This is a genomic window from Bradyrhizobium sp. 18BD (genome assembly GCF_054185225.1).
This window is the reverse complement of record NZ_JAVAYL010000010.1, coordinates 21,460-41,013: the sequence shown is the minus strand read 5'-3', so window position 1 is coordinate 41,013 and position 19,554 is coordinate 21,460. Positions and strand designations below refer to the sequence as shown.

General features: G+C 64.3%; 21 protein-coding genes. 10 read left to right on the top strand and 11 right to left on the bottom strand.

Annotation, left to right across the window (positions count from 1 at the left end; all coding sequences use genetic code 11):
- Positions 1 to 8 precede the first annotated feature (8 nt).
- Complete coding sequence (locus RAD16_RS19100; protein ID WP_458159449.1) at positions 9 to 6,302, bottom strand: HAMP domain-containing protein; 6,294 nt, start codon at positions 6,300 to 6,302, stop codon at positions 9 to 11.
- Positions 6,303 to 6,610: 308 nt separating this feature from the next.
- On the opposite strand from RAD16_RS19100, the gene RAD16_RS19095 reads away from it, so the two are divergent.
- Positions 6,611 to 6,907 (top strand): hypothetical protein, encoded by a 297-nt coding sequence (locus RAD16_RS19095; protein WP_458159448.1) that lies wholly within the window; start codon positions 6,611 to 6,613, stop codon positions 6,905 to 6,907.
- Between the two features lie 5 nt (positions 6,908 to 6,912).
- Here RAD16_RS19095 and RAD16_RS19090 read toward each other — a convergent pair whose 3' ends face one another.
- Positions 6,913 to 7,425 (bottom strand): DUF4142 domain-containing protein, encoded by a 513-nt coding sequence (locus RAD16_RS19090; RefSeq protein WP_458159447.1) that lies wholly within the window; start codon positions 7,423 to 7,425, stop codon positions 6,913 to 6,915.
- A gap of 96 nt (positions 7,426 to 7,521) precedes the next feature.
- On the opposite strand from RAD16_RS19090, the gene RAD16_RS19085 reads away from it, so the two are divergent.
- The 3 genes from RAD16_RS19085 (at position 7,522) to RAD16_RS19075 (ending at position 8,267) form a co-directional block, all read left to right on the top strand.
- Positions 7,522 to 7,716 carry a hypothetical protein gene (locus tag RAD16_RS19085; protein ID WP_458159655.1) on the top strand — a complete coding sequence of 65 codons (195 nt, stop codon included), beginning with the start codon at positions 7,522 to 7,524 and terminating at the stop codon, positions 7,714 to 7,716.
- A gap of 113 nt (positions 7,717 to 7,829) precedes the next feature.
- The gene (locus RAD16_RS19080; RefSeq protein WP_458159446.1) at positions 7,830 to 7,961 is read left to right on the top strand and encodes a hypothetical protein; all 132 of its coding nucleotides are present in this window, start codon (positions 7,830 to 7,832) and stop codon (positions 7,959 to 7,961) included.
- 84 nt (positions 7,962 to 8,045) lie between these two features.
- Positions 8,046 to 8,267: a hypothetical protein gene (locus tag RAD16_RS19075; protein WP_458159445.1), complete on the top strand. Its 222-nt coding sequence runs from the start codon at positions 8,046 to 8,048 to the stop codon at positions 8,265 to 8,267.
- 149 nt (positions 8,268 to 8,416) lie between these two features.
- On the opposite strand, the gene RAD16_RS19070 is transcribed toward RAD16_RS19075, so the two are convergent.
- On the bottom strand, positions 8,417 to 8,665 hold the full coding sequence (locus RAD16_RS19070) for a hypothetical protein (protein WP_458159444.1): 249 nt from the start codon (positions 8,663 to 8,665) through the stop codon (positions 8,417 to 8,419).
- A 173-nt stretch (positions 8,666 to 8,838) separates the two neighbouring features.
- Between RAD16_RS19070 and RAD16_RS19065 the strand changes: the two genes are divergently transcribed.
- Positions 8,839 to 8,997: a hypothetical protein gene (locus RAD16_RS19065; protein WP_458159443.1), complete on the top strand. Its 159-nt coding sequence runs from the start codon at positions 8,839 to 8,841 to the stop codon at positions 8,995 to 8,997.
- 148 nt (positions 8,998 to 9,145) lie between these two features.
- Here RAD16_RS19065 and RAD16_RS19060 read toward each other — a convergent pair whose 3' ends face one another.
- The 7 genes from RAD16_RS19060 to RAD16_RS19030 form a co-directional block, all read right to left on the bottom strand.
- Complete coding sequence (locus RAD16_RS19060; RefSeq protein ID WP_458159442.1) at positions 9,146 to 9,628, bottom strand: hypothetical protein; 483 nt, start codon at positions 9,626 to 9,628, stop codon at positions 9,146 to 9,148.
- Positions 9,628 to 9,975 carry a DUF3147 family protein gene (locus RAD16_RS19055; protein ID WP_458159441.1) on the bottom strand — a complete coding sequence of 116 codons (348 nt, stop codon included), beginning with the start codon at positions 9,973 to 9,975 and terminating at the stop codon, positions 9,628 to 9,630. The genes RAD16_RS19060 and RAD16_RS19055 overlap by 1 nt, the downstream gene beginning before the upstream one ends.
- Positions 9,972 to 10,556, bottom strand: a complete 585-nt coding sequence (locus RAD16_RS19050; protein ID WP_458159440.1) for a phosphatase PAP2 family protein — start codon at positions 10,554 to 10,556, stop codon at positions 9,972 to 9,974. The genes RAD16_RS19055 and RAD16_RS19050 overlap by 4 nt, the downstream gene beginning before the upstream one ends.
- Before the next feature lie 77 nt (positions 10,557 to 10,633).
- Positions 10,634 to 11,539, bottom strand: coding sequence for an SDR family oxidoreductase (locus RAD16_RS19045; protein WP_458159439.1), 906 nt, complete (start codon positions 11,537 to 11,539; stop codon positions 10,634 to 10,636).
- A 205-nt stretch (positions 11,540 to 11,744) separates the two neighbouring features.
- Positions 11,745 to 12,296, bottom strand: a complete 552-nt coding sequence (locus tag RAD16_RS19040) for a DUF4142 domain-containing protein (protein ID WP_458159438.1) — start codon at positions 12,294 to 12,296, stop codon at positions 11,745 to 11,747.
- A gap of 81 nt (positions 12,297 to 12,377) precedes the next feature.
- A complete protein-coding gene (locus tag RAD16_RS19035) occupies positions 12,378 to 12,605 on the bottom strand; it encodes a hypothetical protein (RefSeq protein ID WP_458159437.1) in 228 nt (75 codons plus the stop codon).
- A gap of 3 nt (positions 12,606 to 12,608) precedes the next feature.
- On the bottom strand, positions 12,609 to 14,396 hold the full coding sequence (locus RAD16_RS19030; RefSeq protein WP_458159436.1) for a thiamine pyrophosphate-requiring protein: 1,788 nt from the start codon (positions 14,394 to 14,396) through the stop codon (positions 12,609 to 12,611).
- A gap of 143 nt (positions 14,397 to 14,539) precedes the next feature.
- Between RAD16_RS19030 and RAD16_RS19025 the strand changes: the two genes are divergently transcribed.
- From RAD16_RS19025 to RAD16_RS19010, 4 genes are all read left to right on the top strand, one after another.
- Positions 14,540 to 14,914: a PRC-barrel domain-containing protein gene (locus RAD16_RS19025; protein WP_458159435.1), complete on the top strand. Its 375-nt coding sequence runs from the start codon at positions 14,540 to 14,542 to the stop codon at positions 14,912 to 14,914.
- A gap of 21 nt (positions 14,915 to 14,935) precedes the next feature.
- Positions 14,936 to 15,094, top strand: coding sequence for a hypothetical protein (locus RAD16_RS19020; protein ID WP_458159434.1), 159 nt, complete (start codon positions 14,936 to 14,938; stop codon positions 15,092 to 15,094).
- A gap of 196 nt (positions 15,095 to 15,290) precedes the next feature.
- Positions 15,291 to 16,445, top strand: coding sequence for an HlyD family secretion protein (locus tag RAD16_RS19015; RefSeq protein ID WP_458159433.1), 1,155 nt, complete (start codon positions 15,291 to 15,293; stop codon positions 16,443 to 16,445).
- Positions 16,442 to 18,061, top strand: a complete 1,620-nt coding sequence (locus tag RAD16_RS19010) for a DHA2 family efflux MFS transporter permease subunit (protein ID WP_458159432.1) — start codon at positions 16,442 to 16,444, stop codon at positions 18,059 to 18,061. Before RAD16_RS19015 ends, RAD16_RS19010 begins: the two co-directional genes overlap by 4 nt.
- A gap of 114 nt (positions 18,062 to 18,175) precedes the next feature.
- Here the strand turns inward: RAD16_RS19010 and RAD16_RS19005 are convergent, their stop codons facing one another.
- The gene (locus tag RAD16_RS19005; protein ID WP_458159431.1) at positions 18,176 to 18,640 is read right to left on the bottom strand and encodes a winged helix-turn-helix transcriptional regulator; all 465 of its coding nucleotides are present in this window, start codon (positions 18,638 to 18,640) and stop codon (positions 18,176 to 18,178) included.
- A gap of 158 nt (positions 18,641 to 18,798) precedes the next feature.
- Here RAD16_RS19005 and RAD16_RS19000 point away from each other — a divergent pair, with 158 nt between their 5' ends.
- A complete protein-coding gene (locus RAD16_RS19000; RefSeq protein WP_458159430.1) occupies positions 18,799 to 19,536 on the top strand; it encodes an SDR family oxidoreductase in 738 nt (245 codons plus the stop codon).
- Positions 19,537 to 19,554: the final 18 nt, after the last annotated feature.

Below are 19,554 nucleotides of genomic sequence, written 5' to 3'. Positions count from 1 at the left end.
GATCCAGCTCAGCGGTGCAGCCACATGCGGATCGCAAGCAGCAATTGATCGGTGTTGACGGGTTTGGCGAGGTAGTCGGACGCACCGGCTTCCAGGCATTTCTCGCGATCGCCCTTCATCGCCTTGGCGGTCAGCGCGATGATCGGCAGGCGTGCGAAGGCCGGGTTCTCGCGGATCACGCCGATGGTCTGATAGCCATCCATCTGAGGCATCATGATGTCCATCAGAACGATGGCGATTTCCGGATTGGACTCGACCAGCGTCACGGCCTCGCGGCCGGTGGTCGCCGTCAGCACCTTCATGCCGCGCCGTTCCAGCACGCTCGACAGCGCGAAGATGTTGCGGGCGTCGTCGTCCACGAGCAGGGCGGTCTTGCCGATCAGATCCTCGTCGGAACTGTTCAGCTTCTCCAGCATGCGCTGTTTTTCGACGGGAAGTTCCGTGATCACGCGGTGCAGGAACAAGGCCGTCTCGTCGAGCAGACGTTCCGGCGATTCCACGCCCTTGACCACGATGCTGCGCGCCATGGTGTGAAGTTCCGCATCCTCCTCCGCCGAAAGCTCGCGGCCGGTGAACACCACGACCGGAACGTTGGATAGCGCCTCGTCGTTGCGGATCTGGTCCAGCACCTCGAAGCCGCTCATATCGGGCAGGCGGAGGTCGAGCACCACGCAATCGCAAGGTGTCTCGCGCAGCGTCGAGAGTGCGCCGGCGCCGGTGTCGGTGGTGACGATCTCGATGTCGTCGTGATGCAGCAGCTCGCGGATCGAGAGCTGTTCGGCCTCGTTGTCCTCGACAATCAGGAGCCGCTTGCGCCTGGGACGCGCATATTCCTTGATCTGCGTCAGCGCCGCGGCGACGCCCTCGGTCGTGGTCGGCTTGTTGACGAAGGAGAAGGCGCCGCGCGCCAGCGCGTGCTGGCGGTCCTCGTCGAGCGTGATGATCTGCACGGGGATGTGGCGGGTCAGCGGGTTGTGCTTGAGCTGGCTCAGCACGGTCCAGCCGAGCATGTCAGGCAGGAACACGTCGAGCGAGACCGCCCGCGGCTGGTACTGCTTGGCAAGCTCCAGTGCCTCGGCGCCGCGCGCGGCGACCAGCACCTTGAAACCCTTGTCGCGGGCGAGATCGACCAGCACGCGGGCGTAATGCGGGTCGTCCTCGACGATCAGCAGGATAGTATCGCCGGGCTCGAGATCGAGCCGGTCGTCGGGCAGTTGCTCGATGACGCGCTGCTCCGCCGGTGCCGTCGGCTGCAGCGCCGGAGGCTGGCTGTAGGCTTGCGGCGATGGCGCACGCGGCGCCAGCGTCGGGCCGGAATATTTCAGCGGCAGATAGAGCGTGAAGGTCGAGCCTTTGCCGGGGGCGCTGCGCAGATGGATTTCGCCGCCGAGCAGGCTGGCGAGCTCGCGGCTGATGGCAAGGCCAAGGCCGGTGCCGCCATATTTGCGGCTGGTGCCGGCGTCGGCCTGCTGGAACGCCTCGAAGATCAGCTTCTGCTTCTCCAGGGGAATGCCGATGCCGGTATCGGACACTTCAAACGCGATCACGGCCGGCGCGGAGTTCAGCACCGGGTGATCGGTGCCCCAGCCGCCGACTGCGCCGCTGACCTTCAGGCGCACTTCGCCTTCGGCGGTGAACTTGAAGGCGTTGGACAGCAGGTTCTTGAGGACCTGTTGCAGGCGCTTGGAGTCGGTGACGATGCTGCGCGCGAGGTTCGGGTCGACGTCGATCTTGAACGACAGGCCGCGGTTTTCCGCCTCGTGCCGGAACGGCCGTCCGACGGTCTCCAGCAGGTTCGAGGTCAGGATTTCCTCGGCGTCGACCGTCACCGTGCCGGATTCGATCTTGGAGAGATCGAGAATGTCGCTGATGAGGTTCAAGAGATCGGTGCCGGCGCCGTGGATGGTGCGGGCGAATTCGACCTGCTTGGCCGAGAGGTTGCCGTCGGGGTTGTCGGTGAGCTGCTGTCCCAGGATCAGGATCGAGTTCAGCGGCGTGCGCAGCTCGTGGCTCATGTTGGCGAGGAATTCGGACTTGTACTTCGAGGTCAGCGCGAGCTCGGTCGCCTTTTCCTCGAGCGCCCGGCGGGCCTGCTCGATTTCCTGGTTCTTGCGCTCGACCTCGACGTTGCGCTCGGCGAGCTGCTGCGCCTTCTGCTCGAGCTGGTCATTGGTCTGCTGCAATTCGCGTTGCTGGGTCTGAAGCTCGCCGGCGAGCTGTTGCGACTGCTTGAGCAGGCCTTCGGTCTGCATCGTCGCTTCGATCGAATTGAGCACGATGCCGATGGAGTCGGTGAGCTGCTCCAGGAAGGTCATCTGCGAGGTTGTGAACGAGGTGAGCGAGGCGAGCTCGATCACCGCCTTGACCTGGCCCTCGAACAGCACCGGCAGCACCACGAGGTTCTTCGGCGCGACACGGAACAAGGCTGAATTGATCGGCACCACGTCGGAGGGAATGTCTGCGATCACGCGCGGCCGCCGGTCGACCGCGCATTGGCCGACCAAGCCTTCGCCGAACGGCAGCACGCGCTGATAGGGGTAGACGCCGTCGCCGGCATAGGAGGCGAGCAGCAGGAGCCGCGGATTGTCCTCGCTCTCGACCTGGTAGATCACGCCGGTATGCGCGTTCACCAGTGGCGACAGCTCGGTGAGCAGCAGTCGGCCGACGGTGGCGAGGTCGCGCTGGCCCTGCAGCATGTTGGTGAATTTGGCGAGGTTGGTCTTCAGCCAGTCCTGCTCGGTGTTCACGTCCGTCGTCAGACGGAGGTTCGTGATCATCGTGTTGATGTTGTCTTTCAATTCCGCGACTTCGCCGCGGGCGTCGACCTGGATCGAGCGCGTCAAATCGCCCTTGGTCACGGCGGTCGCCACTTCCGCGATCGCGCGCACCTGCGAGGTGAGGTTGGCCGCGAGCAGGTTGACGTTGCCGGTGAGGTCCTTCCAGGTGCCGGCCGCGCCGGGCACGTCGGCCTGGCCGCCCAGTCGTCCCTCGACGCCGACCTCGCGCGCCACCGACGTCACCTGGTCGGCGAAGGTCGCGAGCGTCGAGGTCATGTTGTTGATGGTGTCGGCGAGGGCCGCGACCTCGCCTTTCGATTTCACGGTGAGGTTCTGCTTGAGGTCGCCGTTGGCGACCGCGGTCACCACCTTGACGATGCCGCGGACCTGCTCGGTCAGGTTCGCCGCCATGAAGTTGACGGTGTCGGTGAGGTCCTTCCAGGTGCCGGCCACGCCGGGCACCTGGGCCTGGCCACCGAGCTCGCCTTCGGTGCCGACTTCGCGCGCCACGCGGGTGACTTCGCCGGCGAAGGCATTGAGCTGGTCCACCATGGTGTTGATGGTGTTTTTCAGCTCGAGGATTTCGCCCTTCACGTCCACGGTGATCTTGCGCGACAGGTCGCCGCGCGCCACAGCCGTGGTGACTTCGGCGATGTTGCGGACCTGCGTGGTGAGGTTCGCAGCCAAAAGGTTGACGTTGTCGGTGAGATCCTTCCAGGTGCCGCCGACGCCGGGCACGACGGCCTGACCGCCAAGCCGGCCTTCGGTGCCGACCTCGCGCGCCACGCGCGTCACTTCGGCCGCGAAGGAGCGGAGCTGCTCCACCATCGTGTTGAGGGTGTCCTTGAGCAGCAGGATCTCGCCGCGCACGTCCACGGTGATCTTCTTGGAGAGGTCGCCGCCGGCGATCGCGGTCGCGACCTCGGCGATGTTGCGGACCTGGGCCGTCAGGTTCGAGGCCATGAAGTTGACGTTGTCGGTGAGGTCCTTCCAGGTGCCCGCCACGCCGGGCACTTCGGCCTGGCCACCGAGCTTGCCTTCGGTGCCGACCTCGCGCGCCACGCGCGTCACTTCGCCGGCAAAGCCGTTGAGCTGGTCCACCATGGTGTTGATGGTGTTTTTCAGCTCGAGGATTTCGCCCTTCACGTCGACGGTGATCTTGCGGGACAAGTCGCCGCGCGCCACCGCGGTGGTCACTTCGGCGATGTTGCGGACCTGGGCGGTGAGGTTGCCCGCCATTGAGTTGACGCTGTCGGTGAGGTCCTTCCAGGTGCCGGCGACGCCGGGCACGTTGGCCTGGCCGCCGAGGCGGCCTTCGGTGCCGACCTCGCGCGCGACGCGCGTCACCTCGCCCGCGAAGCGGTTGAGCTGGTCGACCATCGTGTTCAGCGTATCCTTGAGCTGAAGGATCTCGCCGCGCACGTCCACGGTGATCTTGCGCGAGAGGTCGCCGCCGGCGATGGCGGTTGCGACTTCAGCGATGTTGCGGACCTGGGCGGTGAGGTTGCCCGCCATCGAGTTGACGTTGTCGGTGAGGTCCTTCCAGGTGCCGGCGACGCCCGTCACCTGGGCCTGGCCGCCGAGCTTGCCTTCGGTGCCGACCTCGCGCGCCACGCGCGTGACTTCGCCTGCGAATGCGTTGAGCTGGTCGACCATGGTATTGAGCGTTTCCTTCAGCTGAAGGATTTCGCCCGACACGTTCACCGTGATCTTCTTGGACAGGTCCCCCTTGGCGACGGCCGTGGCGACCTCGGCGATGTTACGAACCTGACCGGTCAGGTTCGAGGCCATCGAATTGACGCTGTCCGTCAAATCCTTCCAGGTACCGGCTACGCCGCGCACCTGGGCCTGGCCACCGAGCTTGCCTTCGGTGCCGACCTCGCGGGCGACGCGGGTGACTTCGCCGGCGAATGCGTTGAGCTGGTCCACCATGGTGTTGATGGTGTCTTTCAGCTCCAGGATTTCGCCGCGCACGTCCACGGTGATCTTCTTGGAGAGGTCGCCGCCGGCGACCGCCGTCGTCACCTCGGCGATGTTGCGGACCTGTGCAGTCAGGTTCGACGCCATCGAGTTGACGCTTTCAGTGAGGTCCTTCCAGGTGCCGGCAACGCCGAGCACGTTGGCCTGACCGCCGAGCCGGCCTTCGGTGCCGACCTCGCGCGCGACGCGCGTCACCTCGCCGGCGAAGGCGTTGAGCTGGTCGACCATCGTATTGAGCGTTTCCTTCAGCTGAAGGATCTCGCCCGACACGTTCACCGTGATCTTCTTCGACAAATCGCCGCCGGCGATGGCGGTGGCGACGTCGGCGATGTTGCGGACCTGCGCGGTCAGGTTCGAGGCCATGAAGTTGACGTTGTCGGTGAGGTCCTTCCAGGTGCCGGCCACGCCGGGCACCTGCGCCTGGCCGCCGAGCTTGCCTTCGGTGCCGACCTCGCGCGCGACGCGCGTCACTTCCGAAGCGAAGGAGTTGAGCTGGTCCACCATGGTGTTGATGGTGTCCTTCAGCTCGAGAATTTCACCGCGCACGTCCACGGTGATCTTGCGCGAGAGGTCGCCGCGCGCCACGGCGGTGGTGACGTTGGCGATGTTGCGGACCTGTGCGGTCAGGTTGCCGCACATCGCGTTGACGGAGTCGGTCAAATCCTTCCAGGTGCCGGCGACGCCGGGCACGATGGCCTGGCCGCCGAGCTTGCCGTCGGTGCCGACCTCGCGCGCCACGCGCGTCACTTCGGAGGCGAAGGAGCGGAGCTGGTCCACCATCGTGTTGATGGCTTCCTTGAGCTGAAGGATCTCGCCGCGGACGTCGACGGTGATCTTCTTGGACAAGTCGCCGTTGGCGACCGCGATCGTCACCTCGGCGATGTTGCGAACCTGGTTGGTCAGGTTGTTCGCCATCGAGTTGACGCTCTCGGTCAGATCCTTCCAGACGCCGGTCACCTCCGGCACCTGGGCCTGGCCGCCGAGCTTGCCTTCGGTGCCGACCTCGCGCGCAACACGTGTCACCTCGGAGGTGAACACGCCGAGCTGCTTGATCATGGTGTTGACGATGGTCGCCGACTGCAGGAATTCGCCGCGCAATGGGCGGCCGTCGACGTCGAGCTTGACGGTCTGGAGCAGGTCGCCTTGCGCCACCGCGGCGACGGCGCGCGTCACCTCGCGCGTCGGCCAGAGCAGATCGTCGATCAGCGTGTTGACGGAGCCTTCCATGTCGGCCCAGGAGCCCGAGGCGAGGCCGAACTTCACGCGCTGGCGGGTCTTGCCCTCGCGGCCGACGACCTGGCCGACGAGCTCGAGCTGCTGCGCCATGCGCTGGTTGGCGGCGATGATTTCGTTAAAAGTGTCGGCAATCTTGCCGTCGATGCCGAGGTAATCGCCGCTCATGCGGACCGAGAAATCGCCGCTGCGCATGGCCTGGAGCGCGAGCAGCAATTCCTGCCGGGAATCCGGCTCTGACGTGCCGTTGGGTTTGGGTTTCGGGACGCGACGACCGGAGCGAGATGCTGTTCCGGAATCGAGGTCGCTCATACTAATTCCCCCGCAGGCGTCGGCCGAATCTGATGGCAAGACGCGACTGATTCAAAATAGAGCGTCAGCCAAATTCGAAATCAAGCGCCAAGGTTGCGACGCCAGGAATTGGAACTTGCCATGCTCAGCCCGGCCGAAATAACCGTAGAGATTGCCAATGGTTCCTTCCGGTTTCAGAAAATATTCCCATCCTTAATTTCCGCCCTTGGAAGGTTGCCGGTTGTTCCCATTTCGAAACCCGCAGCGCCCGGCTTTAGGAACGCTGGGCTCGCCCCTGAGGTTAATCAGCGGACTCAGGGAGAGCAGATATGAGAGCCGGATTTGCCGTCGTCGTCGCGACATTGTTTGCTGCCGGATCGGCCTTTGCGCAGGCCGGTGCGCCTAGCGGGCGAGGGGCCGTGACCGGCGATCCCGCCGCAAGCTCCGCCACCCCGCAGGCGGGGTCGCAGACCACCGGGACCGCGCCGAAATCGAACCCGAGCGGCAGCGGCACCTCGACCTCGGGCGGCAAGGATGACAATGGCGATGCAGGCCGCGACATGATGCCCGACAGCGATCGCACGGTGCGGCCGATGAACCAGCAGCATCATCCGCAGGACAAGTAAGGCTGCTACTTGTCCGCCATGGTGCGCTCGGCGTCCTTCACTTGGGCGCGGAGCATCGGCAATTGCTCGTGTGCAAAGGCCGCGAGCGCAGCGTTATCGGGCGCTTTCAGATAGCGCTCCAGCAGGCTGATGGCGGATTCATATTCGGGGATCTGCGCGGCATAGAAGCTCTTGACGAAGGTCGGACCGTCGGAATTTTCGGGCTCGACCAGGCTCGCGCTCACCGAGGTCGTCTTGCCCACACGTGGCTCGGTACCGATCGCGTCCTGAATCTGCTTCAGCGCCTTGTCGCGCTTGGCAGCTTCTTCGGCGCGCAGTGCGGCGAGGTTCTTCACTTCCGCATTGCCCTTGAGGTCCGTGCTCTCCAGCAGGCCCTGCTGGAAGCGGCTGAACGTGTAGAGGCCGGTGATGACATCGGTTGCGGTCGGGGCGCGTTCGCCCGGCGTCCGCTCGCCGGTACTGTCGGCAAGCGCCGCGGTGCTGATGAAGACCAGGACTATCGCGACAAGAACTCGCATGGAGAGGCAATGACCGATGGCGTGCGAAGTTCCCCGAACGTTACGATCCGGTAAGGGGCGGTTGCGATGCAGGAGTTCCGTCCCCACGTCCTTTCCATGAAACAGTCTGACATCTTCAGGGACAACGCGGACAACTGCCTGCAGCTCGCCGAGCGCGCGGAAGGCAAACCCGCCTACAAACGCTATTCGCGTATGGCGGACGCTTGGACGGCGCTCGCGACCGAGCAGGACTGGCTCGACGGCGAAATCCCGCCCGTCAAGGTCAGCGTCGTTCAAGCACAGGATGCCTGACCGCTCTCGTGTTCGAGAATCTGCATGTGAGACGGCTCACGGAATGGGTTCGCCCAATCAAGGATCATTCAGGAATAGTCGATCGCGTTGATTTTCCAGAAGGAGGTTTTGCGATGGCGCCACGTCTTGCACTTCTCTCGCTCATTCTTGCCTTCGGCGTCTCGGTTGTGTTCGCGGCCGTGACGACGGTGCGGCAGGTGCATCAGGAAAATGCTTCGGCTGCGATCCACGCAACCCATAGCTAGCGTTGGGGTCTTTCCGCGCTGGAACATTCATCGCGCCGGCGCGTAGCCGCTCCAAGACATCAGGAGAGGCGAGAGGAGGACATCATGGCGCATTCCGACCACGGTATCGTCAAGGACAAGCGCGCAGAGGATCAGCCGCGCGACAAGCAGCGCGCACAGACCGTGCACAAGACCGATCCCCAGACGACCGATCCCAAGGGCTCGCCGTCGCGTGAGGCGACGCGAGATCCCAAGCTGAACGACAACAGCAAGACGCCGGGCTCCGGCATGACGCCGGATGATTCCGGCGCCGCGCCGAGCGGCTGATCACGCAAGGCTGGTTACGCGAGGAACGAATCCTCGCGCGAAGAGTCGACAGGTTGCTTTCGGCTGTCATGCCCCCGGTGCGCCGGAAGCAATCTCCAAGGACGGCCCTGGCACCCACCGTGCCGGGGCCGTTTTGCTGTGAGAGGCGCTCAGTCGTCTTGGCCGTTGTTGGGTTCGCCCTGGGTGTGCCCATCAGGCCCGCGGCCGAACACGCCGAAGCTGCTCGACTTCACACCGGCCGCGGCATCAACGCCCACAGCGGCCAGCCCGCACTTCAGGAGTTCGCGGACAGCTGCCGCCCGCGTCGGCATGCGATGCTTGAACCGGAAATCATCAACGGCGGCCAGCTCTTCCGGCGAAAGCATGACCTGGAGGCGCTCGGCGCGAAGGTCGTTCATGGTTGATTACGCAATTTGAGCAAGTTGAGTAGTTTACTCAATGAACGAACTTGTCTTGAGTTCCATAAGAGTCGGAAAAATCCCCAAATGAGCAAAAATATTCAATAAAATCAATAAGTTATTATTGAAACGACTTGCGCGCTGGCGCATTCTTCTGGAAAGGGAGTGAAGCCATGACAGAGGACGTCAGGTTGCCTCGCAAGCTTTCCGATGAGCCCGAAGCGCCAAAGCCGGTGCGTCCGAGCCACCAGAAGGTGATCGATCAAGTCGAACGCTGGGCGAATAGCCCGAGCCTGCAACCGCCGAGGACAGATGATGCGAAGACGGTCTGAACCCCACACATTCGAGCAGCGTCTCGACGAGCACAGGCTGCGGCTGGAGCATGAGCTATCCGGCCTGCCGGATGGCCAAAAACGGGACTCCGTTCTCGCGCGGCTCGATCAGCTTCAGACTGCTGTCGAGATGTATGGATTCCTGAAGCTACGGGGCACTTCGGCCCTTGGCTGAGTGCTGTAGGCGCTCGGGCTGCTTGTGGCGGGAGGTGATGCGAAGCGTCCGTCTCAGCCACCACGCCGATACCGAAACGGCGGCCCATATCAGAATGGCGGCAGCGAAGGCTCCAATCACGCTCGTCAAAACCAGAGCGTAGAAAGTCGCGGCAAACGCGGCAAGTCCGATACTTCCAAGACCGGCACCCGCAGCGTCCAGCGCTGCGGCCTGTTGGCCGCGTCTTTGCCCGCTGAGACCGGCCCTCTCCTTGGCCCGGCGCTCATGGCTTTCGATCAGCGTTGCGCTGGCGCAGAAGATCGCGGGAAGCGCGAGAAAGAGCCCGCCGACGGCGACGCCGAAGTGCGCGCTGACGATCCCGGCGAACACTGTCGCAAGGCCTCCGAGCAGAAAGCGAATGCCGTACTCATACCAGTGCGTTTGCCTGAGTGACGACGATGACAGCTTGACCAGCATCAGGCGGCTCCTTCGAGACCCGCGAGCAGGCCGAACGCGACCGCAAGCCACACGGCAAAGGCGAGAATGGTGGCAGGCAGCGCCGCGAGCCGAAACCTCATCAGGAGATGGCAGACGGCTACGCTGTAGCAGGCGAGGGCGATCGCGCCGTAGATCATGGTCCAGCTTTCGGCCGCAGCATAGTACGGGCCGTGCTGGACGATCGCGATGCTTAAAGTCGCGAGCGCGACCGACGGCGCGGCACCAAGCAGCCCACCGAAACTCTTGGGTCGCAGCATATCGCCGAGGATCGCGAAGACCGACACGATGAGGCCGCCGGCAATGAAGCGCAGGACATACTCGGTCATGATCGCGCCCGCCGGTCTGTGGAATTGCGCTGCCGTCTCGTCAACGTCCACGGTCTCAGCAGCCGTTCGACGACAATGCCGAGCGTGAAGCCGGCGACAACGTCGCTCGCCCAATGTGCCAGCAGCGCAATGCGCGTCAGCGACAAGGACACGGCGATGGCGCGCACGAGACGGCGCCGCGCCGGTGGCAACAGGCTGGCCGCGGACGCCAGTGCGCCCATATGCACGGCATGGCCGGACGGAAACGCATCGCGCGGCCGTCCCGAGAACGGGACGCCGCGGCGATGGCCGCGCACCGTCAGACGGTCCGGCCTGACCTGGTCGAATACCGATTTCAGGACATGCGGCAGCACCGCGGTCGCCAGCGATACCGCCAGGATGTGATCAGCGGTGCGGCGCTCCGCGGGAGGCCGACGCCGGGCGTAGAGCCAGCCCGCAGCAGCGAGAGCGAGCAGCACATGCTCGTCCGCGCCCCAGGTCAGCGCTTCGGCAGTCTCCTCGAGGCCGGCATTGGTATGATCGGCGATCTCGTCCGCGATCGCGATATCGATGTGTGTTGGTTTGACTGTTACAAGCGCCATCGGTCCAAGGCTGGCGAAAAGTTCTCCATGACAATTTTGTAAAGTCGAGGCGGCGGCGATCGTTCCTGAACTAGGCGCTACGGCTGTCCCGATCCGCCGGCGGAGCCGTACACCTGGCCGGTCGCATAGCTCGCGTCGGAGGCGGCAAGCTGAACGTAGATCGAGGCGAGCTCCGCAGGCTGGCCGGGGCGGCCGAGCGGTGTCATGCCGCCGAACTTCTCCAGCTTCTTCATCGGGGCGCCGCCGGAGACCTGCAGCGGTGTCCAGATCGGCCCGGGCGCCACGCCGTTGACGCGGATGCCCTTCGGCCCCAGTTGCTTGGCGAGCGATTTGACGTAGTTCATCGTTGCAGCCTTGGTCTGCGCGTAATCGTAGAGTTCCGGAGACGGGTCGTAGGCCTGCTCGGACGTCGTGCCGATGATGCACGAGCCCGGCTTCAGATGCGGCAGCGCCGCCTTGATGATCCAGAACGGGGCATACACGTTGGTCTTCATCGTCGCGTCGAAATCCTCGGACGAGACATCGAGGATCGACTCCCGGCTCTGCTGCCGCGCGGCGTTGCAGACGACGATGTCGAGACCGCCCAGTCCTTGCAGGGCCTGCTCGACCAGCTTCTTGCAGAAGGCCTCGTCGCGGAGATCGCCGGGAATGGCAAGGCCGATGCGCCCTTCCTTCTTGATCAGGGCGATCACCTCCTGCGCGTCGGGCTCCTCGTTCGGAAAATAGTTGATGGCGACGTCGGCGCCCTCGCGCGCATAAGCGATCGCCGCGGCGCGGCCCATCCCGGAATCGCCGCCGGTGATCAGCGCCTTGCGGCCGGCGAGACGGCCGGAGCCCTTGTAGCTGGTCTCGCCATGATCCGGGGGCGGCTCCATCTTGCCGGCAAGGCCCGGCCAGGGCTGCGTCTGCCTCTTGAACGGCGGCTTCGGATAGCGGCTGACGGGGTCAATAAGTTTCTGCTCGGCCAGTTTCTGCGAGGTCATGGGCGCGTCTCCTTTCGCTGCCGAAGATGCCAGCGAAGCCGCGGCGAGCGTTGCGCTCGCCGCACGGACGATTTGCCGGCGGGATAGTGATGTCTTGTCTCGATGCGTCATGATGGCCTCCGCGATCTTGCGATCTCAATGCGCGGAGAGGGGGCATCGCTGCCAAACGAGAGGACGCCGGCAGGGCCGGCATCCTCAGAAACGGTTACTTCGACTGGCCAACACTCGCCGCCTTGCCGAGCTCCTTTGCCATATCGAGATGGTGCCTGAGCGCCGGCAGCGTTTTCCCGGCCCAGTCCTTCAGCGCGGAATTGTCGCCGCCCTTGGCGTAGCGGTCGAACAGCGAGATCGCATCCTCGTGCGCGCTGATCTGATAGGAATTGTAATCCGAGCTGAAGTCCTTGCCGGTCGCGTTCTTCAGCTTGTCGAGCTTGCTCTGGTGCGAGCTGTCGAGCGCGGTCGGCAGTGTCGCCTGCACCTTGCCGTCGCCGACGAGCGCCTTCAGCTCGCCGCTGGTCTTGGTGTGGTCGGTGACCATCTGCTGCGCGAAACGCTTCTCCTGGGCGTTTCCCTTCTGCTCGGCGAGCTTGCTTGCCTCGATCTCGAATATGTCGCTGATGGCGACCTCCTTGACGAAATCGGCAGTGGTCGGCGCGACGCCGAGCGCCGAATTGACGCCGGTCTTCTCGCCCAGCGACTGGGCGAGGGCGGGCCCTGCGAGAAGCACGCAGGCGAATGCGATGGCGGTACGTTTCATGCTCGGTCCCTCTGGATACCCGCGCGGCTGCTTGCTGCGCCGTTCTTTGCGGTGATCAACACGGCCTCGGGACCGGAGTTCCTAATCGGTCGGGTGGCGGCCAGTGCGCGGATTGATCGGATCGGTCGCCTTGCGCCGCAGTCGCTCCGGCAGAAACGGCTCGGACGGAGAAGCCGACGGCTCGGCACGCACATCGGCGTGGCGCTGGGCCCGCTCATGCGGGGTCTGGTTGGAGTTGATCTGCCACTTCACATCGACGCCGTCGACGGGATCGTTGACGCCATGCTGGATATCGCGGAAATCGCTCATGGTTCACTCCTTTCCGGGCAGGATCGTTTCGAGCACCTGCCGCGCGGCTCCCTTGATCACGCCGCTCTCGTTGGGGTCGCCTTTCATCAGCGCAAGAGAGAAGTTTTTGGCCTGCTGCAAGGTGATGTGCGGCGGCAGCGGCGGCACCTCGGGATCGGTCTTCACCTCGAGCACGACGGGCATCTCGCTCGCCAGCGCCTGCTCCCAGGCCGAGCCGAGCAACTCCGGCCTGTCGACGAAGATGCCGGTCAGCCCGATCATCTCGGCGAAGCGGGAATAGGACACGTCCGGAATGCGCTGCGATGCCTCGAATTTGGGATCGCCGTTGATGATGCGCTGCTCCCAGGTGACCTGATTGAGATCCTCGTTGTTGAACACGCAGACGATGAAGCGCGGATCACGCCAAGAGCGCCAGTATTTGGCGGCGGTGATGAGCTCGGCCATGTTGTTCATCTGCATCGCGCCGTCACCGACCAAGGCGATCACCGGCCGGTCCGAATGGGCGTATTTTGCGGCGAGCGCGTAAGGCACCGCCGCGCCCATCGATGCAAGACCGCCGGATAGTGACGAAGTCATGCCGCGCCGCATCTTCAGGTCGCGCGCGAACCAGTTGGCGCATGAACCGGAATCGCTGGTGACGACGGCGCGGTCGGGCAGGCGAGCGGATAATTCCCAGGCGACGAGCTGCGGATTGACGGGCGCGGCGGGCTGATGCGCGCGGTCGTCCAGCGTCTTCCACCATTTTGCGACGTCGTCCGCAATGCCCTTGCGCCAGGCGCCGTCGGACTTGGGCGCAAGCCGCGGCAGCAGCGCGCGCAACGTTTCGGCGGCATCGCCGGCGAGACCGACTTCCATCGGAAAGCGGATCGACATCATGCTGGCGTCGATGTCGATCTGGACGCCGCGCGCCGCGCCCTCCTTGGGCAGGAACTCGGCGTAGGGAAATCCGGAGCCGACCATCAGCAGCGTGTCGCAATCCATCATCATGTTGTAGCTGGGCTCGGTGCCGAGCAGGCCGATCGAGCCGGTCACCCAGGGCAGATCGTCGGGAAGCACAGCCTTGCCGAGCAACGCCTTGGCGCAGCCCGCCGATAACCGGTCTGCGACCGCGATCACCTCGTCGGTGGCGTGCAGCGCGCCGGCGCCGACCAGCATCGCGACCTTGTTGCCGGCATTGAGGACCTCAGCGGCACGGTCGAGCTCGGTTTCGCGCGGCGTGATGCGCGGAGCGCTGTAGCCGACGCCGGAGTGCAGCGTGCCATGCGCCCGCGGGGGGCTTTCGTAGGGTTCTTCCTGAAGGTCGTTGGGGAGGACGATCGCGGTCGGAGTCCGCCTTGCGAGCGCGATGCGGACCGCGCGGTCGATCAGGTGCCGCACCTGCGCAGGCGAGGACGCCTGCACGACATAAGCACCGGCAACGTCCTTGAACATCGAGACGAGGTCGAGTTCCTGCTGATACTGGCCCCCCAGCGCATTGCGGGCCTGTTGGCCGACGATCGCCAGCACGGGTTGATGATCGAGCAGGGCGTCGTACAAGCCGGTAATCAGATGCGAGGCGCCAGGACCGGAGGTTGCGATGCAGACGCCGAGCTGCCCGGAAAATTTGGCATAGGCGCTCGCCATGAACGCTGCCATCTCCTCATGCCGCGCCTGCACGAAACCGATCTTGCCCTCGGCTCGGTTCATCGCGCCGAACACGCCGTTGATGCCGTCGCCGGGGTAGCCGAAGATGTGGCGTACGCCCCACTCATGCAGGCGCTGGACGATGAAGTCGGAGACGGTCTGGGACATCGCGGGCTGGCTTTCAGGTTTCCTGATCTGAGAGATTAAGAACAGCCGGTTTCCGCCGATGTTCCTGCTGATCGCGGGTGCCGTCTGGAACGATCACCCCTTCGCGCAAGTTGGTTCTCACATCGGCTGAGTGGAGACGACAGATGTTGAACCAAGGTGAAATGGATCGAAACGAGATGGGCCGCCTGATCGGCAGCGACAAGGTCGAGGGAACATCGGTCTATGGTGCTGACCGCAACAAGATCGGTTCGATCGAACGGGTGATGATCGACAAGGTCAGCGGCAAGGTGTCCTACGCCGTGCTCGGCTTCGGCGGCTTTCTGGGTCTTGGCAACGATCACTATCCGTTGCCCTGGCAGTCGCTGAAATACGACACCGATCTCGGCGGCTACGTCACGGGCATTACCGCCAAGGCGCTCGAAGGCGCGCCGAAATACGGCGAACGCAGCGATTGGAACTGGGGCGACGACGCCGCGACGCGTAGCATCAACGCCTATTACGGTGTTCCCTTCGCGTAGGGTTTCACAAGGGAGAGTTCGATGAGCAAGGAACGGCCCACCGACGATCCCCGGCAGCAGAATGACTGGGGATCGCATGCCCAGACGGACAAGCCCTGGAAGGGTAACCCGGAGAAGGAGCAGAAGCCGGGCGAGGCAAAGCCCGACCTCGAGAAGTGGCAAGAGACCAAGACGCACTGAGCAAGTTGCGCCGAAGACGACAATCGAGATGAGCGCGGCACGGATGGTGCCGCGCTTCCTTTTTAGGCATCGCGATCACGAATGACAGCGGTGCTCCCCAAGCTGGAACGATGCCCTGGCGCTGCGGTTGGGCTCGCGGTGCGCGAGCTCGCTCTGATTGCTCGTCGCCGCTTTGGTGCCGAGAAAGGTGTTCATCGTGGATGCTCAAACCCCGGAGCGTGATCTGTCCGCGGAGCAGCCGCAGAGGTCGAAAGAAGCTCCAAAGACATCTCCTGATCAGACCCGCGACGCCGAGGACCGGAAGCCGGCGAAGACGCCGACGCTGCGCGAGCGGTTTCACGAGCACTGGCTGCTCGCCAGTGTCGGCGCAATCGTGCTGGTCGCAGCGCTCATCGGCGGTCTGCTCTACTGGCTGGCGGTCCGCCACTACGAATCCACCGACGATGCCTTCGTTGCCGCGCGCAGCTTTTCGGTGGCCTCGAAGGTCGGCGGCTACGTGACCGACGTGCCGGTCACGGACAACCGGCACGTCAATGCCGGAGATCTGCTGGCGAAGATCGACGAGCGCGACTACCGCATCGCCGTCGATCAGGCCGCGGCGCAGGTCGCGGTCTCCAAGGCCAATATCGGCAATGTCGAGGCGCAGATCGATTCCCAGCAGGAGCAGATCAAGCAGGCCCAGGCCCAGCTCGAACAGGCACAGGCCCAGCTCCAGTTCTCGCAGGAAGAGTTCAAGCGCGCGGAGGATCTGGTCGAGAAGGGCGCCGGCACCGTGCAGCGCCAGCAGCAGACCCGCTCGGACCTTCAGGCGCAGCAGGCCAACACCGAGCGCATGAAGACGGCGGTCGCCGTTGCGCAGGTCGGCATCAAGACGCTGCAAGCGCAGCTTGAAGGCGCCAGGGCGCAGCTCGAGCAATCGCAGGCGCAGCTCGATCAGGCCAGGCTGAACCTGCAATACACCAGTGTCGTCGCCGCGCAGTCCGGCCGCGTCGTCAAGCTCTCGGGTGCCAAGGGCACCTTCGTCACGGCAGGGCAGAGCCTGATGATGTTCGTGCCCGACGAGGTCTGGATCGTCGCGAACTACAAGGAGACTCAGCTCAACGACATGCGCCCGGGCCAGCCGGTCGAGATCCGCATCGATGCCTATCCCGCCCGCAAGCTGACCGGCCATGTCGATTCCGTGCAGCCCGGCTCGGGCACGGCGTTCAGCCTGCTGCCCGCGGAGAATGCCACCGGCAATTACGTCAAGGTGGTGCAGCGCGTGCCGGTGAAGATCGTGGTCGACAACTGGCCGGCCGATCTGCCTGTTGGTCCCGGCATGTCGGTCGTGCCCTGGACCCGGGTGCGATGACGGACACGACGCAAGACGGCGCGTCGGCCGGAGGCTGGTCGCCGGAACGCTCGGCAGCGGGTGGACACAATCCCTATCTGATTGCCTTCGTGGTCTCGATCGCGACCTTCATGGAGGTGCTCGACACCACCATCGCCAATGTCGCGCTGCGCCACATTGCCGGCGGGCTCGCGGTCGGCATCGACGAGAGCACCTACGTCATCACCAGCTATCTCGTCGCGAACGCCATCGTGCTGTCGATCTCGGGTTGGCTCTCGACCGTGATCGGCCGCAAGCGCTTCTACATGATGTGCGTGGCTACTTTCTCGGTCGCGTCACTATTGTGCGGCCTCGCGTGGAATTTGCAGGCGCTGGTGCTGTTCCGGATCCTCCAGGGCCTCGGCGGCGGCGGCATGGCGACCAGCGAGCAGGCGATCCTCGCCGACTCCTTCCCACCGCACAAGCGCGGACAGGCCTTCGCCATCTACGGCGTTGCCGTCGTCGTCGCGCCGGTGATCGGCCCGACGCTCGGCGGCTGGATCACCGACACCTACACCTGGCACTGGGTGTTCCTGATCAACGTGCCGATGGGGCTGCTCTCGCTGTTCCTGGTCGGCACCCTGGTCAAGGAGCCGTCCGGGGCGGAAGAGGAGAGGGCGGCGCTGCTGAGCAAAGGCCTGCGCGTCGACTACATCGGCTTCCTGCTCATCGCGATCGGGCTCGGCTCGCTCGAATTCGTGCTCGATGAGGGCCAGCGCAACGATTGGTTCGGATCGAACATGATCCTGTCCTTTGCGCTGCTCTCCGCCTTCTGCCTGCTCGCGTTGATCCCATGGGAGTTGACGCGGGATGATCCCATCGTCGACATCCGCCTGCTCGGTCGGTGGCAGTTCGGGTCCTGTTTCCTGGTCATGCTCGGCACGTTTGCAGTGCTGATGTCAACGACGCAGCTATTGCCGCAGCTCTTGCAGACCGAGTTAGGCTACACCGCCATGCTCGCGGGATTGGTGCTGTCGCCCAGCGGCGTCGTGACGATGATGTTGATGCCGGTGGCGGGACGACTGGTCACGATAGTGCAGCCGAAATATCTGATCATGTTCGGCGCTGCAGTCGCCGCGCTTTCAATGTGGCATCTGACCGGGCTTACCGGGGACATCAGCTACGGCTATGCCGCGCTGGCGCGGATCTACCTCGCGGTCGCTCTTCCCTTCCTGTTCCTTCCGGTGACGACGGCATCCTATGAGGGCTTGCCACCCGAGAAAACCAACCAGGCCTCCGCCCTGATCAATGTCGCGCGCAATATCGGCGGCTCGATGGGGGTTGCGCTGGCGCAGACGCTTCTCGCCCAGCGCCAGCAATTCCATCAGAGCCGCCTGATCGAGCATGCCGCGCCGTCCGACCTCGGCTATCAGCAGACCATCGACGCCATGACGCGCTATTTCCAGGCGCAGGGCTCGAATGCGAGCGATGCCGCGTCACAGGCGGTGGCCTGGGTCGGCAAGACCCTGCAGCAGCAGGTCGACCTCCTCGCCTATATCGATGTGTTCTGGACGCTTGCGATCGTCGCCGTGCTGATGATCCCCACGGCGGCCGTGCTGCGCCCCATCAAGCTCGGCGCGCCGGTGCGGGGGCATTGAAGCCCTCCCGTCATTGCGAGCGCAGCGAAGCAATCCAGACCATTTCCGCGGAGGGACTCTGGATTGCTTCGTCGCTTCGCTCCTCGCAATGACGACGGTGTCGTGAGGCAGAACTCACCCCACCGCTTCCTTCCGCCCCGGCCCCGCATGCACATGCACCTGCTTGGCATGCAGCGGCTCGCCGCATTCCGAGCACACCATTACGGGATCGAACAGCTTGCCGCAGGTCTTGTGCTCGTGCAGTAGCGGGCGGCCGCGCTCGTCGCCCATGTGGGTGTCGCCCCAATGCACCATCGCCATGATGATCGGATAGAGGTCGAGCCCCTTCTGCGTCAGGATGTATTCGTAGCGTTTGGGCGCCTCGGAATAGGGGGCACGGCGCAGAATGCCGAAGCGGACCAGCTTCTTCAGCCGCTCGGAGAGCAGGTGCCGTGTGATCTGCAGCGAGGACTGGAACGCCTCGAACCGCCGCACGCGCAGAAAACATTCGCGCAGGATCAAGAGTGTCCAGCGGTCGCCGACCACGGCGACGGTGCGGGAGAGCGAGCATTGCTCTTCGTCCAGCGTGTCCCACTTCATGTCGGTCTCCGGCTCAGGCCGCGTCAGTCAGGAAAAGGAACTGACTTGAATGTCCAACGAAATTTCGAGCCTAAGCTAGCATCCGGCCCGAAGGTTTGACAGTTCTATTTTAGAACTATAGCCTCCCGCTAATCACTGCTTAACCGGAGGAGGCGACCTTGCCCAAGCGAAACGCGACTGCCGCCGTGATCGGGGCCGGCGATTTCATCGGCTCCGAGATCGCCAAGAAATTTGCCGCGGAAGGATTCACGGTTTTCGCCGGCCGCCGCAACGGCGACAAGCTGGCGCCGCTGGTAAAGGACATCGAGGCCGCCGGCGGCGAGATCCATGCGCGCTCGCTCGATGCGCGGAAGGAAGAAGAAGTGATCTCCTTCCTCAACGACGCCGACAAGCACGCGCCGCTCGAGGTCTGCATCTTTAACGTCGGCGCCAACGTCAACTTCCCGATCCTCGACACCACCGAGCGCGTGTTCCGCAAGGTGTGGGAGATGGCCTGCTATTCCGGCTTCCTCGCGGGGCGCGAGGCGGCGCGGCTGATGCTGCCGCGCGGCGGCGGCAACATCTTCTTCACCGGCGCGACCGCGTCGTTGCGCGGCGGCAGCGGCTTTGCCGCTTTCGCCAGCGCCAAGTTCGGTCTGCGCGCCGTGGCGCAGGCGATGGCGCGCGAGCTCGGGCCGAAGAACATCCACGTCGCCCATCTCATCATCGATTCCGGCGTCGACACCGAATGGGTGCGGCAGCGCCGGCTCGAGGCGCTCGGGCCCAACGCGCTCGACAATCCCGATCTCCTGATGCCGCCGGCGGCTGTCGCCGATTCCTATTGGCAGCTCTACCAGCAGCCCAAGAGCGCCTGGACCTTCGAGATGGAGATCCGGCCCTTTGGAGAGAGATGGTGACCGCAGCGCAAAAGTCCG

Excerpts from the sequence above, each read along its gene's own strand:
- RAD16_RS19050 (WP_458159440.1), bottom strand. The coding sequence starts at position 10,556 with ATGGCGCTTGTAACAGTCAAACCAACACACATCGATATCGCGATCGCG.
- RAD16_RS19090 (WP_458159447.1), bottom strand. The coding sequence starts at position 7,425 with ATGCGAGTTCTTGTCGCGATAGTCCTGGTCTTCATCAGCACCGCGGCG.
- RAD16_RS19045 (WP_458159439.1), bottom strand. The coding sequence starts at position 11,539 with ATGACCTCGCAGAAACTGGCCGAGCAGAAACTTATTGACCCCGTCAGC.
- RAD16_RS19075 (WP_458159445.1), top strand. The coding sequence starts at position 8,046 with ATGGCGCATTCCGACCACGGTATCGTCAAGGACAAGCGCGCAGAGGAT.
- RAD16_RS19100 (WP_458159449.1), bottom strand. The coding sequence starts at position 6,302 with ATGAGCGACCTCGATTCCGGAACAGCATCTCGCTCCGGTCGTCGCGTC.
- RAD16_RS19025 (WP_458159435.1), top strand. The coding sequence starts at position 14,540 with ATGTTGAACCAAGGTGAAATGGATCGAAACGAGATGGGCCGCCTGATC.
- RAD16_RS19030 (WP_458159436.1), bottom strand. The coding sequence starts at position 14,396 with ATGTCCCAGACCGTCTCCGACTTCATCGTCCAGCGCCTGCATGAGTGG.
- RAD16_RS19035 (WP_458159437.1), bottom strand. The coding sequence starts at position 12,605 with ATGAGCGATTTCCGCGATATCCAGCATGGCGTCAACGATCCCGTCGAC.
- RAD16_RS19055 (WP_458159441.1), bottom strand. The coding sequence starts at position 9,975 with ATGACCGAGTATGTCCTGCGCTTCATTGCCGGCGGCCTCATCGTGTCG.
- RAD16_RS19095 (WP_458159448.1), top strand. The coding sequence starts at position 6,611 with ATGAGAGCCGGATTTGCCGTCGTCGTCGCGACATTGTTTGCTGCCGGA.
- RAD16_RS19080 (WP_458159446.1), top strand. The coding sequence starts at position 7,830 with ATGGCGCCACGTCTTGCACTTCTCTCGCTCATTCTTGCCTTCGGCGTC.
- RAD16_RS19065 (WP_458159443.1), top strand. The coding sequence starts at position 8,839 with ATGACAGAGGACGTCAGGTTGCCTCGCAAGCTTTCCGATGAGCCCGAA.
- RAD16_RS19010 (WP_458159432.1), top strand. The coding sequence starts at position 16,442 with ATGACGGACACGACGCAAGACGGCGCGTCGGCCGGAGGCTGGTCGCCG.
- RAD16_RS19070 (WP_458159444.1), bottom strand. The coding sequence starts at position 8,665 with ATGAACGACCTTCGCGCCGAGCGCCTCCAGGTCATGCTTTCGCCGGAA.
- RAD16_RS19005 (WP_458159431.1), bottom strand. The coding sequence starts at position 18,640 with ATGAAGTGGGACACGCTGGACGAAGAGCAATGCTCGCTCTCCCGCACC.
- RAD16_RS19040 (WP_458159438.1), bottom strand. The coding sequence starts at position 12,296 with ATGAAACGTACCGCCATCGCATTCGCCTGCGTGCTTCTCGCAGGGCCC.
- RAD16_RS19060 (WP_458159442.1), bottom strand. The coding sequence starts at position 9,628 with ATGCTGGTCAAGCTGTCATCGTCGTCACTCAGGCAAACGCACTGGTAT.
- RAD16_RS19020 (WP_458159434.1), top strand. The coding sequence starts at position 14,936 with ATGAGCAAGGAACGGCCCACCGACGATCCCCGGCAGCAGAATGACTGG.
- RAD16_RS19085 (WP_458159655.1), top strand. The coding sequence starts at position 7,522 with ATGAAACAGTCTGACATCTTCAGGGACAACGCGGACAACTGCCTGCAG.